The 12,451-nt window shown below is 61.5% G+C and carries 15 protein-coding genes and 1 pseudogene; 8 read left to right on the top strand and 8 right to left on the bottom strand.

The window, feature by feature from the left end; genetic code table 11:
* The first annotated feature begins 63 nt into the window (after positions 1 to 63).
* From M0534_RS01505 to M0534_RS01485, 6 genes are all read left to right on the top strand, one after another.
* The gene (locus tag M0534_RS01505; RefSeq protein WP_248566635.1) at positions 64 to 504 is read left to right on the top strand and encodes an antitoxin Xre/MbcA/ParS toxin-binding domain-containing protein; all 441 of its coding nucleotides are present in this window, start codon (positions 64 to 66) and stop codon (positions 502 to 504) included.
* A complete protein-coding gene (locus M0534_RS01500; RefSeq protein WP_248566634.1) occupies positions 501 to 1,070 on the top strand; it encodes an RES family NAD+ phosphorylase in 570 nt (189 codons plus the stop codon). The genes M0534_RS01505 and M0534_RS01500 overlap by 4 nt, the downstream gene beginning before the upstream one ends.
* Positions 1,071 to 1,137: 67 nt before the next feature.
* Positions 1,138 to 1,269, top strand: a complete 132-nt coding sequence (locus tag M0534_RS13685) for a hypothetical protein (protein WP_282571222.1) — start codon at positions 1,138 to 1,140, stop codon at positions 1,267 to 1,269.
* A 53-nt stretch (positions 1,270 to 1,322) separates the two neighbouring features.
* A complete protein-coding gene (locus tag M0534_RS01495; protein ID WP_248566633.1) occupies positions 1,323 to 1,550 on the top strand; it encodes a hypothetical protein in 228 nt (75 codons plus the stop codon).
* A gap of 9 nt (positions 1,551 to 1,559) precedes the next feature.
* Positions 1,560 to 2,039 (top strand): hypothetical protein, encoded by a 480-nt coding sequence (locus M0534_RS01490; RefSeq protein ID WP_248566778.1) that lies wholly within the window; start codon positions 1,560 to 1,562, stop codon positions 2,037 to 2,039.
* 23 nt (positions 2,040 to 2,062) lie between these two features.
* Positions 2,063 to 2,584 (top strand): hypothetical protein, encoded by a 522-nt coding sequence (locus M0534_RS01485; protein WP_248566632.1) that lies wholly within the window; start codon positions 2,063 to 2,065, stop codon positions 2,582 to 2,584.
* Between the two features lie 91 nt (positions 2,585 to 2,675).
* Here M0534_RS01485 and M0534_RS01480 read toward each other — a convergent pair whose 3' ends face one another.
* From M0534_RS01480 to M0534_RS01450, 7 genes and pseudogenes are all read right to left on the bottom strand, one after another.
* Positions 2,676 to 3,608: a nucleotidyl transferase AbiEii/AbiGii toxin family protein gene (locus M0534_RS01480; protein ID WP_248566631.1), complete on the bottom strand. Its 933-nt coding sequence runs from the start codon at positions 3,606 to 3,608 to the stop codon at positions 2,676 to 2,678.
* Entirely contained in the window at positions 3,598 to 4,374 is a 777-nt protein-coding gene (locus M0534_RS01475) for a type IV toxin-antitoxin system AbiEi family antitoxin domain-containing protein (protein WP_248566630.1), read from the bottom strand. The genes M0534_RS01480 and M0534_RS01475 overlap by 11 nt, the downstream gene beginning before the upstream one ends.
* Positions 4,375 to 4,890: 516 nt before the next feature.
* Positions 4,891 to 5,463, bottom strand: a pseudogene (locus tag M0534_RS01470) (virulence RhuM family protein); the annotation flags it as partial.
* A 100-nt stretch (positions 5,464 to 5,563) separates the two neighbouring features.
* The gene (locus M0534_RS01465; RefSeq protein ID WP_248566629.1) at positions 5,564 to 6,109 is read right to left on the bottom strand and encodes a phosphatase domain-containing putative toxin; all 546 of its coding nucleotides are present in this window, start codon (positions 6,107 to 6,109) and stop codon (positions 5,564 to 5,566) included.
* A gap of 103 nt (positions 6,110 to 6,212) precedes the next feature.
* On the bottom strand, positions 6,213 to 6,797 hold the full coding sequence (locus M0534_RS01460) for a hypothetical protein (RefSeq protein WP_248566628.1): 585 nt from the start codon (positions 6,795 to 6,797) through the stop codon (positions 6,213 to 6,215).
* A 2-nt stretch (positions 6,798 to 6,799) separates the two neighbouring features.
* Entirely contained in the window at positions 6,800 to 7,501 is a 702-nt protein-coding gene (locus M0534_RS01455; RefSeq protein WP_248566627.1) for a hypothetical protein, read from the bottom strand.
* A complete protein-coding gene (locus tag M0534_RS01450) occupies positions 7,494 to 9,065 on the bottom strand; it encodes a hypothetical protein (RefSeq protein WP_248566626.1) in 1,572 nt (523 codons plus the stop codon). The genes M0534_RS01455 and M0534_RS01450 overlap by 8 nt, the downstream gene beginning before the upstream one ends.
* A 30-nt stretch (positions 9,066 to 9,095) precedes the next feature.
* On the opposite strand from M0534_RS01450, the gene M0534_RS01445 reads away from it, so the two are divergent.
* Together M0534_RS01445 and M0534_RS01440 are read left to right on the top strand one after the other, a co-directional pair.
* Positions 9,096 to 9,299 carry a hypothetical protein gene (locus M0534_RS01445; protein WP_248566625.1) on the top strand — a complete coding sequence of 68 codons (204 nt, stop codon included), beginning with the start codon at positions 9,096 to 9,098 and terminating at the stop codon, positions 9,297 to 9,299.
* 301 nt (positions 9,300 to 9,600) lie between these two features.
* Positions 9,601 to 11,793, top strand: a complete 2,193-nt coding sequence (locus M0534_RS01440; RefSeq protein ID WP_248566624.1) for an AAA family ATPase — start codon at positions 9,601 to 9,603, stop codon at positions 11,791 to 11,793.
* On the opposite strand, the gene M0534_RS01435 is transcribed toward M0534_RS01440, so the two are convergent.
* Complete coding sequence (locus tag M0534_RS01435; RefSeq protein WP_248566623.1) at positions 11,705 to 12,376, bottom strand: phosphatase domain-containing protein; 672 nt, start codon at positions 12,374 to 12,376, stop codon at positions 11,705 to 11,707. The two genes, M0534_RS01440 and M0534_RS01435, sit on opposite strands and share 89 nt — an antisense overlap.
* Positions 12,377 to 12,451 lie beyond the last annotated feature (75 nt).

Raw genomic sequence — 12,451 nt, 5'->3', positions numbered from 1 at the left:
GTGCAGAAGGGCAATCATGTGGTTCTATAATACGGACCAGAGGGTGCGATTCGGGGCGATGAGATGATCCAGGGTAGCGAGATCCAGCAGATGGCTGCGGTCCTCGGGCTGGATGACATCCGTGGTGGTTACACGGGCTTCGCGTTCAGTCAGCGTATTGCAGACGGCCTGCCGCTGCGCGCCATTGAGCATGTCCACCGGGTCGTCGCACCGGGTTCCCGGGATTTCTCGACGCTGGTCATTCCCAAGCAGACGCTGCTGCGCCGTCGGAGGAAGCGCGAGTCACTGAACCGAAACGAGAGCGAACGCCTAGCCCGCATCGCGCGGGTCTGGGCCATGGCGATCGACGTCTACAGGGACGAGGGCATGGCGCGGACGTTCCTTACCCGGCCTCATCCAATGCTGGATGGGCGCGTTCCGCTGGATGTGGCAATTGTGACGGGCTACGGCGCGGAAGCTGTGGTGGAAATACTGGGCCGGCTGAAATACGGGTCGGCTGCTTGACCCCACGACGGCTTGATCGACCCCGAACGGCCTATCGGATCGGGGATCCCCACGGGGAGTTTTCGATTTTCGATGCCACGGGCTCGACCATCTACCCGGGCTGCTGGAACGACGCCGACACACCGGTCATCTACGCCAGCGAGCACTACTCCACCGCCATGCTGGAAAAGCTCGCCCACGCCAATGGCCTGATGCCGCCGGATCAACACTTCATTCAGATCAGTCTGCCCCACGGGCTGGATTACGAGATCGTCAGCCCGGAACACTTGCCCGACTGGGCAGCCCCGGACTGCGGCTCCGCTCGCGAGTACGGTGTTCAATGGGCGGCAGAAAAACGCACCGCGGTGCTGTTCGTTCCGTCATTCGTGGCACGGATCGAACCTAGGGAAACACTGATTTATTCCCGCGCCCGCGCCCGAGACCGGTTTTGGTCATCTGGCAAGGCGCGGTGCCGGTTCGGTAGCCGTAGCTACCGGGCCGGTAGCGCAACACCGCCAGGGACCAAAACCGGCCGGGCCCTTCGGGTTGGGCCGCATTTTTCCCGAATGCTGTGTTGCGCTGCTTGACCGCAGAATGACTGCGGCGCTGCGCAGCGCGCCTTGCCTCGGAAAAAATGCGGACTCCAACGCAGGCGTGGGAATAAGTCAGTGTTTCCCTGATGTCATCATCAACCCGGAGCATGCGGACTTCGAACAGATCGAGGTCCGTACTGCGGAGCCGGTCTGGTGGGATCAGCGGCTGTTTCTGCCCACCAGCGACACCTGATGTCGCACGGCATCGTCATATTGAGCGCTGCAAACCAAGCGGGAGGAGGGGATATGGCCAAGGCCGCGACAGCAATCGGGCTGGCCTGCCTGCTGGCGGCCTGCGGTACCGTGCCGCCGCACTACGGCCAGCCCACGATCCGGGATGCCGACGGCCGCATCATCGGCTACACCACCGAGGGCATCGGCGGTACCACCGAGGTGCGCGACCGCGACGGTCGGCTGAAATACACGGTGGAGCCGGGCTACCGCAGTCCGCACCAGCCACCGGGCGGGGACTGAAGCCGGTTCATGGGTCTGTTACGCGTCGGCGAACGGGACCGGCATGGCCGGCAGAAGCGGATCGAGCATGCCGGCCGGCATCTGCGCGTTAGCCGCACCGGCTCCCGTATCCGCGCCCGCGTCGAGGGCCTGTTGCAGCAATTAATGGAGCAGGGCGGTATCCATCGGGATGGCGATTTCCTTGCGACTGAACAGCAACGTCGCGCGCCGCCTTACCGCGACTGGTCCGAGCTGCCCGATGCCGAGCGGCAACTGGACCATGTCCACGCCCGGGAACTGATGCAGTGCCTGCTCAATACCGTCGTCCGGGAGGCCCCACTGCCTGTGGACGAAGCCATGAACCGCGCCCTGCACGGCATCGGCTTCATTCGTTTCACCGCCCAGGCGCGGGAACGGATGCAGTCGCCGCTGCAGGACCTGCTTGGACAGCAACGGCTTGTCCAGATCGAGGACACGCTGAACCCCGGCCCGCGGGCGCTGCTGCGCTAGTCGGGCGTTTCTGGAGGCCCCAAATGATCCGCCTTGTCCTGTTACTTGCTGGTGTCCTGCTGAGTGGCCAGGCCCACGCGCAGATGTATCAATGCACGGGGGATGCCGGCGAACCCCTGTTCAACCAGCAGCCCTGTGGTGACGACAGCCAGCCGATGGATCTCCAGTACCGGTCCATCGAGGCTCCGCTTGTGCCACCACCTAGGCGGGCGGCCCCCGCAGTCGCCCCGGCGCCAGAACCAGAACCGTCCGGCTCCCAGCGTGGCCAGGCCCCGCGGCCCGATCGCACCGCGCCGGGTGTGGACAGCTGCCCCAGCGACCGGGCGATTGAGCGTGCGGTACGCGCCGGCAACATCATGCGCTGCATGACCCGCGCCGAAGTCGAGCGCGCCAGCGGCACCACCCGTGTCCGCTGGACCGACAGCCAGAAGATCACCTCCCAGGGCATCAATGTCACCGAGCGTTTCTACACCGCCCGCCGTGGCGACTGGCCCCGCGTGGTCTGGTTCCGCAGCGGCAAGGTTGTGGCGTTCGGGGATCTTTAAAGAAACACTTAATTGATTCGCGCCCTGAGTTGGAGTCGGCATTTTTTCGAGGCAAGGCGCAGTCATTCTGCAGCCGAAACCTGCCCAGGGCTCAGGCGCGCGAATGAATCAGTGTTTCCTCAAGTGCTTGCTGCAGTCGAAACCATCCTTCGCGGCGTTTTTCACTGGGCATTGCCTTTATGTTGTAAAGCTTCCATCGAACGGCAGGTAACCGCTCGATGCCGGGAATGGGAGAAAGGGACCAGTCCGGATTTCCCTGCTTGAACGATAACAGGAAGCGGACGTCGATCTCTGTGAGGAACTGGCCTAACTGCTTCCGCAGTTCCAGGCGCGTGTTCTCCAGAACCGACAACGGTATGTCATTCCTCGTCATACCGATGAATTCCTCTCGATAGACGGTATCGATCGCTTTCAAGCGAGGGTTGATGACTTCGTTAATCGGTCTTGGATGGCAGAGCAGATAGACCAGAAACCCCTCAAAGACAGAGCGGTCCAGGCCACGCTCATCCAGCAGCCCTCTCACGTCAAAAAGGTCCCGCGGGTGTTGGCGATCAAGCGCCGCACAGAGCTTGCCGCCGTAAAGATCCGGCAGAGAAACCACCTGAACGGCCGCAAAGCCATAAAGATTTTCGACGGCCTCGACAACATCACGGATTTCGGGTGGATGCACCGTCCCGCGCATGACCGGCGATACTTCGATCTTGATCTGGCCTCGGCTGTTGCGCACCAGAACGCGCAGTTCATCCGGGCGATTGACCTGCAACTCGGCTCTGGCATCCGGCACACGGGTAGTTACGGCAGCGGCCAAACGCGCAAGCGCGCGGCGACTGTTTTTCAGTGCATCATTGCGTGATTCCAGCGGCAGATACACAAGATCAATATCGATCGAAAGGCGCGGGAATGGCTGCATGAAAAGATTGATGGCTGTGCCGCCCTTCAGGGCGAAACATGGCTCGTCATTCAGAAAGGGCAGGACAGAGACCAGGAGCCGCACCTGCTCGTGATAGCGGTCGTCAAACGCCACGGGCGAACTCCTCGGGGACTGTCACTTGAAACTCCCGGTCCAGCCTGCCACCGGGGTAGAGTTGCCGCTTTCCCTGCCCGAGGTCCAGACGCGTCGGATCAAGTCGTCCGTACCAGTTGTGGCCAGCGTGTCGTGCCAGGACAAGGAAGGCGCGCTTTGTCCGCACGGAACGACATGCTTCCAGAAACACCTGTAGGCGTCGGGGCCGCAGGGTGTTGAGACCGCTAAACGTGTCGACCAGAGCGCTTCCGAAAAGTAGTTCGTCCGGCGCCACGGTGATCCACTCAAGCACGGCCCGCTCGGGTGTGGAGATCTGAAGCGTGAATCCCTTGTTGGCTGGCGCATGGTCGGCAAAGCTGTCGGGGAGCTCGGCCGGGAGCGCAGTGACGGTATGGAGGTTGGTTTCAGCAGTCCATTCGGCGAGGCGAAACCAGCGAGGTAGGCGCGCTCCTGCGCCGCCGAAGATGTGCCGAGTAGAGAACCCCAGCGCCAGGTAATGATTGAACCCGTGCAGCGACAGCGCGGTTTGCCCCCCTGGCCAGATCGGCACCGCTCTGCTTCCAGACGATGCCTGCAGGGCAAAAACGGCGCTTTCCCAGGTCAGGGAGTCCCCGGCGCGGCAGTACGCGCCATGTCCGACACGTCGTAACCAGCCGCTACGGGTCAGCTTCCGCGCCTGGTCAGTACTTACGCCACGGACACCCAGCCACGCTGTCGTGACGACAGCGCCATATGGGATTTCACGTAACAATTGGTTTATTTTCATTGTTGAAAGCGGCGATATAATCCTGTTTTGACAGACATAGTAAACCAGCAGGAGTTTGTTTTCATCTCCAGTAAAAGCATTTAAAGCCGTTTTTTTAATTTTATATAAACCAACACACTGGTCGGAGAAGTCTCAAGCTGGCTCACCGCCTGCAAAAAGCGGACATGGGAGCGGACATAAAAGAGGGGAGGGGATCTCGTGGAGTGTCCGATAAGGCTGACGAAACAGTCTGTTACGCGACGTGCCAAGCGAACATCAAAGCGGACATGAGTGAGGCCGTCGGCAGAACATGATCCCTGCAGCGATGACATCGATCGATCCTTCACCGATGATGGCGCCCACCGTGCGGAGAGATGGCTTGCCGAGACAGGTTTGATCTGTCCATTCGGTGTTTATATCAATAAGGATATAAGGTCAGAAAAGCCGTGGAGTCGTGTGCCGCAATGCAGCTCAACGTTGCGCGAGGGTCGAAGCGACTAACCGATGCGGATCCGGACCGGGAGCGCCTGGCGGCGCTTGCGGGTTAGCTGTTAGGAGTCCCGCTCGCGGGTCTCGTTCATCATAGCCCTGCAGCAGGCTCCAGGAGCGGGCATAGTCGCTGATTACGCCGGCAACCGCTTCGCCCGGACCGGAAACAAGGCCCTGATTGGTGAGGGTGCGGCTGAGCAGACTGACCGCCTGTTCAAACTCGATGCCGCGCTCGGCAAGGCGTTGCTGGTTGAGCGTGTAGCCGTTGACCAAATGCTCCTTAAGGACCTGGGTCGCCCACTGGCGGAACTGCGTGGCGCGTTTGGAACTGACTCGATAGCCAACGGATATAATGGCGTCGAGGTTGTAATGTTTGATGCGCCGTCGGACCTTTCGTGCGCCTTCCTCGCGAACTACTAAGAATTCCTTAGTAGTTGCCTGCTCAGCGAGTTCCTCGTCATTGAATACGTTTCGCAGATGCATCAGGACGTTCTCGGAGGTAGTGCCGAAAAGCTGCCCCATCTGCGCCTGACTCAGCCAGACCGTCTCACGGTCGAGCGTCACCTCCAGCCTTGCCTGGCCGTCGCTGGACGTGAAGATTTGAACGGTTCCGTCGGTCATTGCGCCTTGCCCCCTGACTGCATCCGCCAGTATCCACAGTCGTGTCGGAATCCGCGAATCCGCCCGCCGCTCCGATAGTCGTCTCGTCTAATCTGCGCGATCAGCCGCTCGGGTCGAGCAGACCGTCCACGTAATGCGCTTGGGTTTCGCGTTCGATCGCACCGGGTCGCGCGCTGCGCACGCGATGGATCGCGTCGTTCGGCATTACTCCCGTCTCGACAAGAATTCGGGCGGCGACCGTGCCAGTCCGACCGAGTCCGCCGAGGCAGTGCACCAGAATCCGTCCGCCACGCTCCAGAACCTGGTGAATGCCCTTTCTGCAATCGCTCCAACCTTGCTCGAAGCGCTGGTCGGGTATATCCATGTCCACGATTGGCAGATGCAACCAGGCATCGGGCCCAAGGTGCCGCTCGGTGCGATAGCCGATGTCGCTGACCTGGAAAGTGAGGAGTTCGTGGTCCTCCATCAGGGTGATAATCCGTTCTGCACCCCAGTCGGCAATCACCGCGAGATCCGCAGCCAGATCCCGTCTCCAATAACAACGGCGACCCCGGCCGATCTTCCCCGGGCACAGGGTCATGCCGATGATTCCGCCCTCGGCTGTCTCCACGCCGTGGATGCGAAGTGGGCTGTTGGTGCTACTCATTACCGGATACTTTTTGAAGATCATTGGGACGCTCAGTTGCTGTTGGAGCGTCAGTATCGGGCAATCGTGCGACAGGGTCTGTCGTAGCCTGAGGGTTAGGGCATCAGGACCATGCGAAGATCACGCAGCCGTCCGTACCGCGCGGCACGGCGCGACGACTTTCTGGTACCCCAACCACAAGCAGGCACCCGACATCGCCCGGAGCGGATGCATGTGCCTCGTATAGGCCGTCCAGAATCGGCACGAACGGGATTGCGTAAAGGTCGACGTAGAGGACGCACAGCACGACCTTCAGATCCGGCCGGGCAAGCGTTCGCTGCGCGGTGCCAGACCAGTTCATACCGGCCAGGTGGAAAAAATGGCTTTGGGTTGCGCTGGCGGCGGCCACGGAAACACAAAACAAGTCCGCAAAATCGACCCCGACTGGTCCATCATCCAGAAAGTCCAGCAGCGCGTTCAGGGCGATCTCCGGATTGGGACACGGGATGGTGTGGCGGATGACCGTCCCGGCATCGTCCAGGTGCTCCAGGCGCAACCACTGCAGCCCGAGCTGGCAGTGCATATCCGTCTGGTGCAGATGAGCAGGCTGGGGCGGACCGTTGCCGGGGCGCATGACGGTGATCAGAGGTACGGCGTCATCCGGTAGCCAGACGGCCTGCCTGCCGTCCGGCAAAATGGTGCTATACAAGCTCAACGGCGACCTGACAGGGATTCAAACTCTCGACGAGTTTCCGTTAAATTCTTCAAGGCCCTTCCGAGAGGCATCAATAGCTTGTCGAGTTCTCCGTGTGAGACCTTGTTCTTGTTCGATATTTTGCCGATGCGCCTCTTGAAAATCGTATAACACTTTCCTGCGGACTCTCCCGATCCGTTTGCTTTCCATTGTTCCTCATCGCTGTCGGGTTTTTTGAAAAGGAAATGGGCAATTACACCATGCTCTTCAGGCGCGATTCCTGGGTCAATGGCCCACAGTGCGCGTAGCGCGTGCTGGTCAAATATCGGGTTTTCGCGTGGGTCCATCAAATGTTTGGCAAATGCGGCGTGGACGATATACTTTTTATCTCGTATCTTGTCATCACAGATTTCGACGCCCGCAGAGCTGAAATAATTCCTGAGCGTCTGGTATTTTTTCCATGCTCCCTGTTTCCAGATGAAAAACTCCGCCAGGCTGCGTGGTGGCTCATTTTTGTCGACCTGTACGTCTCCGGTGAATGGGCTTTTACCGTTGAGCTTCAGGTCAGGGTAAGCTTTCTCATCGAACTTGTACTTACTGTGAATGTTTTCGAGCTCCTTCCTTTTTTCCAGGATTGTTTCAGCGGATAGCGCGCTTTCCCGGATCAGTTGGCGAAGCGAGCAAACCAGTTTCTTCAGTTTTTGAGCTTCTTCAGTCATTTGTTTTTTTCACCTGTCTTTTCTGCGTTTTTCGTCCTGAATATGAAGCTACGTGACACCTTGCGCTCCGGCTACCCTTGTTGAGGGTTCCAGCCCCCGCGGTGCGAGTCCCGTTAGCCAAAGCCGCGCTCCGTGGCGGTGCGAGTGCCGCACGCCATGCTTGTTCGCCAATCTGGGGGCTAGTCGGCTCATTCCTCGCTTGCTGCGCGAACGCGATCAGGTCGATCCGAGCCGCCTGTAAGCCGTGCGCTGCCAGGTAATCGAGGAGGGCAACCTGATCCTCTTCCGCGGTCCAGGCAGGGAGCCGTTGTCTCAGCTTGTTGGCCTGCTGGCGCCGATGCAACGCGACAAGTGCATTGAGAATGGGCTGCAGGTCGGCAGCGCGGACTGGCTCGGAAGGATCAGGCGCAAACCGCTCCAGCAACAGATCAAGACCAGTCTGAAAGGCTTTAATAAACGTTGGTGGCACGGCATTAAGCTGCCCCTGCTGGGTCCTTACATGGATATGATTCCCGAGTGCCCGGACAGGCTGCAGTTGGCCATCTTTGCCAAGTCGTTGCAGGATGCCGGCGATGCTGGGGCTGTCGCAAATCGCCTCTGCCAGTGCCAGGTCTGCGGCCCAGCCTTCGTAATCCAAGCCGTTCGGAAAATCCCATCGCCAGGCGTTTTCTGCGAAGCGAACCGCCTCCGTAACCGCTGGACGCGGCTGACTGGGGCTGCGCTGCTGCGCGGCGTGGGTCATACAGCGAAGTTCCCAGAGTCGTTCCGGTGAAGCCTTGCCGATCATCCGCTTCAGCATGTAAAGGCGATGCAGGCATTCCATGCGGTTTGCTGCCCGACCGAAGAAGTCGTGCAACTCGCGTTCGCCGCCGAGCGGGCCATCGGAACGGGCATGCAGCAGTTGATTGATGGCTCGATCCGATCCGGTTCGGAAATCGACTCGGCCACCATCGATCCGCCGCGGATAATCTCCGGAAATTCGGAGTCGTGTGGCCCGGCCAACCCTCAGGCAATCCGTCACGGCAACGCCGCGTAGTTCGATCGCCTTCGCATGCTGGGCTTCCAGCCGTTCATAGTTCCCGCCGTCGACCAGCACTCGCCGCCAGTCATCTTGCAGGTCGAGTCTGTTGGTTCGGCAGTCGCGTAGCCGCAGGAAGGCGCCGGAACCGATGATGTCCGTAAGGTCGGCAAACCCCTCGATCTCAAGACGCTTTAAACCTTGCGGCACCATGATCACCTGACAGGGAGTTCCTTCGAAAATCCGTAACCGGTGAAGCTCCGGAGGGCTGCCAAAGTCCTGGATGCCTCCCAGGGCACAGCCAAGCAGCTCCAGCTGTTTTAGTTGTCTTGCTCTCCGCAGGCTTCGCAGGTCGGCTGGCGTTGCGTGCAGCAGGATTGCAGCGTCCGCATCTGCAACGAGCCGCTGGCCGATCACGACGCGATTGAGTCCCGGCCCGCAGGCCTGCAGTCTCCCGGTACATCGCGTGAAACACGCGTCCACCGACGCAATGCGTCCGCTGAGCGTGAGACTCGGTAGGTGCTCGCTGGCGTCCAGATGAATCACCGCTCCCGGTCCGCTTTGTGGAAGGAGGACATGCCGAAGATTCGGTGTGTCTGTCAGGTTCAGGTGCAGCCCACGAGCGCAATGCTGCAGATCCAGAAGCCGAAGATCCGGACTCTGTCGAACATCCAGGGCTCGCAGGCGAGGTTCGGTGATGGCCAGTCGCTTTGGGGCATTGCGCACCGCACTGCCGCCGAGGGCGTCGGGGTTTACGGTGAACCGCAATGTGCCATGTGAAACGTTTCCCTCAAGTCGCACGGTTTTCGTCATAACCGCATCATGCATGGCTTCTGCGACGTGAGCTGTCGCAGTGCGCCGCAGAATGGGCAGTGAACACAGGGGAGTTGTCCATGGAAATCCTCAATCACGTCATCAGCTTTGGACTCGGCGTCCTTACGGTCCTCGTGCTTGGGCCGCTGCTCTGCGCCGTGTGCCGCTTCCTGTTCGGTGGCAATGATCGGTGACGGCGACCGCTGACCCGACAGAATTTGTCGCACAGGCCCGTAGCATTGGCTTCTGACAACCTCAGGAGCCCTTTATGCCCAAACCACGTCTGCATCCCTATCTCGACGAAACCGTCCAACGCGATCCAATGATCCAGCGCTGGTGCCTGCGGCTGCTGCTGCGCGCCAATGGCCACCGGGAGCTGTTCGGACGTCTCGGCTACAAGGACGATGAACTCGCCTTGATCTGCGGCCTGCCGATGGATGACAAGTCGGAACGCCTGATGACGCCCCGACGGGCGCGGGAACAGATGACGGAAAAACTCCGCCGACTGGAGCGTCGCAAGATCGCACCGGATGCGGTGACCGCCCGCAATATCGATTTCCTTGTGCAACGCCTGGGTCTCGGGCCGGTGGAGCGGGAACTCGTCACATTCCTGCTGGAACTCCCCGTCCACATGTCTCTCGAAAACGCGATGGGCATGGCGCTGCAGGGCTCTCGGGGCCGGCTCGAGCAGGTCCTGGCGGCCGTACTACGCGCGGATCCGCAGGCCGTGGAGCAGGCACTCTCTCCCCGCAGTCCGCTGATGCGGACGGGTCTGGTCAGCGTTGACGAGCGCTTCGGCCCCCACGGCCGCATCTCGATTGAGTTGCTTCCAGGCCTGCGGCGGGCGCTGTGCTCAAGTGCGATGAGCGACGCCGCCTTCGCTGGCTTTTTCGTCGAAGGGGCACGCCCGACCATCTCTCCCGATGACATCCCGCATCTGCGAACGGCGTTCGATCAACTGCAATCATTGCTGCGGATCGCCGTCGCCGAGCGGCGGTCCGGCGTCAACGTGTTGCTCTATGGTCCGCCGGGCACTGGTAAAACGGAGTTCGCCCGCCTGGTCGCGGCGGAGGCCGGCCTGGAGCTCAAGGAAATCAGTCACGAAAGCGATACCGGCGAGGCCCTGCCGCCGCGGCACCGTCTGGTGGCCTGGCACCTCTGCCAGGGGGTGCTGGCCAATCGGGAGTCTACGCTGGTTCTCTTCGACGAAATCGAGGATGCCTACGGCGATGGCGGAGATCGAGTGGTATTCCGACGTCCCGGCACCACCGGCGGCAAGGCCTGGCTGCACCACCGGCTGGAGACCAACCCTCTCCCTACCATCTGGATCGCCAACGACTTGCGCGGCCTCGACGCCGCCCATCGCCGGCGGTTCCAGTTCCTGCTGGAGATCGGTCATCCGCCCAGGGAGGTCCGGCGACGGATCGTGGACCGGTGCTGCGGTGACGCACCGGTGTCCGAATCGTGGCGCGAGCGCATCGCTGCGGCTTCGATGGTCACCCCGGCCCAACTGCGCCAGGTGGTGCAGCTAACCGGCCTGCTCCAGGGCGGTGCCGAAGGTCCCGACGTGGAAGACCTGATGACCGAGCAGCTGTCACGCCACATGGAACTGCAGGGCGAACGTGGTCTACCGAAAAGGCCCGCAAGCCCGATGCCGTGGTCCCTAGACTTGGTGCAGGCCGATATGGAGTTGTCGCGGCTGATGGCCGGACTCAAACGCAGTGGCGCCGGTACGCTGCTGCTGCATGGGCCCCCGGGCACCGGCAAGACCGCATTCGCCCGACACCTCGCCGAGGCCCTCGGCCGTCCGCTGATGCGCCAGGGCGCCTCGGACCTGCTGCGCCCGCTGGTCGGCATGACCGAGCAACGCATTGGCGCGATGTTCCGCGAGGCCGAGCAGACCGGTGCCGTGTTGTTCCTGGACGAGGCCGACAGCCTGCTGCGCTCCCGCGAGACCGCTCGCGCCAGCTGGGAAGTCACCCAGGTCAACGAGCTGCTGACCAATATGGAGGACTTCGAGGGCGTGTTTCTCTGCGCCACCAATCATCTGAGCGCCACCGACCACGCGGCACTGCGTCGTTTCGACGCCAAGGTAACTTTCGCCTACCCGGAACCGGACCGCCGCTGGCGTTTGTTCCTGCACCTCTTGCAGACGCTGGGCCTGGACCAGGCCGGACGAGCTTTCGACCCAACGCCTGAGCCGGCGACTGGATCGTCTGGAAAACCTGGCGCCCGGCGACTTCGCCACCATCGCCCGGCGTCACCAGCGCCTGGGCGTGACCTTGTCGGTGGAGGAAGTGGTACAGGGGCTGGCCGGGGAGTCGGAGCTCAAGCCCGATGCCCCCCGGCAGATGATTGGTTTCGTCTGACGTTCAGAAAAGCGCCTGCCTCGACCAGAGGCGTCGGTCGAGTTGTGCCAGGCCGTCCGCCAGCCGGCGGGCAGCGTGGGGATTGTCGTTGATGCGCTCGACGACAGCCTGGCAGTCCAGCAGGCCGCGGACATAGGTCTCCTGCACGTCTCGTTCGATCGCGCCACAGCGGGCCCGCCGCACCCGGCGGATCGCAACAGTGGGGGCGACTCCGGTTTCCACCAGCAGGCGGGCGGCGATGGTGCCGGTCCGTCCCAGCCCGCCCAGGCAATGCAAAAGCACGCGGCCGCTGTCCCGCAGCAGTGCATGAAGCCGTGGCGCTTGCTTTTCCCAATGGTCGTCGAACCGCGGGTCCGGCACATCCATGTCGCGGATCGGTAAGTGCAACCATGCATCGTCGCCAAGGCGCTTTCGCACCTGGTACCCCAGGTCGGCGACCTGGTAGGCCTGCAGTTCATGGTCTTCCATCAGCGTGATCACCCGGTCGGCCTGCCAGGCCGCGATTGCCTCCAGGTCCTCAGCGACGTCCCGTTCCCAGAAGCAGTTGTGTCCGGGGCCAACCTTGCCCGGACAAAAGGTCATGCCGATGACGCCGCCATCGGCGGTATCGACGGCAGCAATGCGAAGGGGACTGGTCTGGCTGGTACGGATGGTGCGATGGTTTCTTGCTGGCATGGTGTGCCTCCATGGTTGAGGAGGCAGCCTATGGGTTGATGCCGACAGATCCTGTCGTTTTGGCATCCGACGTAA

Origin of the sequence: Methylonatrum kenyense (genome assembly GCF_023195885.1) — a bacterium.
Taxonomy (GTDB): Bacteria; Pseudomonadota; Gammaproteobacteria; order Nitrococcales; family Aquisalimonadaceae; genus Methylonatrum; species Methylonatrum kenyense.
The sequence above is the reverse complement of the archived record's forward strand: the minus strand, read 5'-3'. Positions and strand labels throughout refer to the sequence as shown.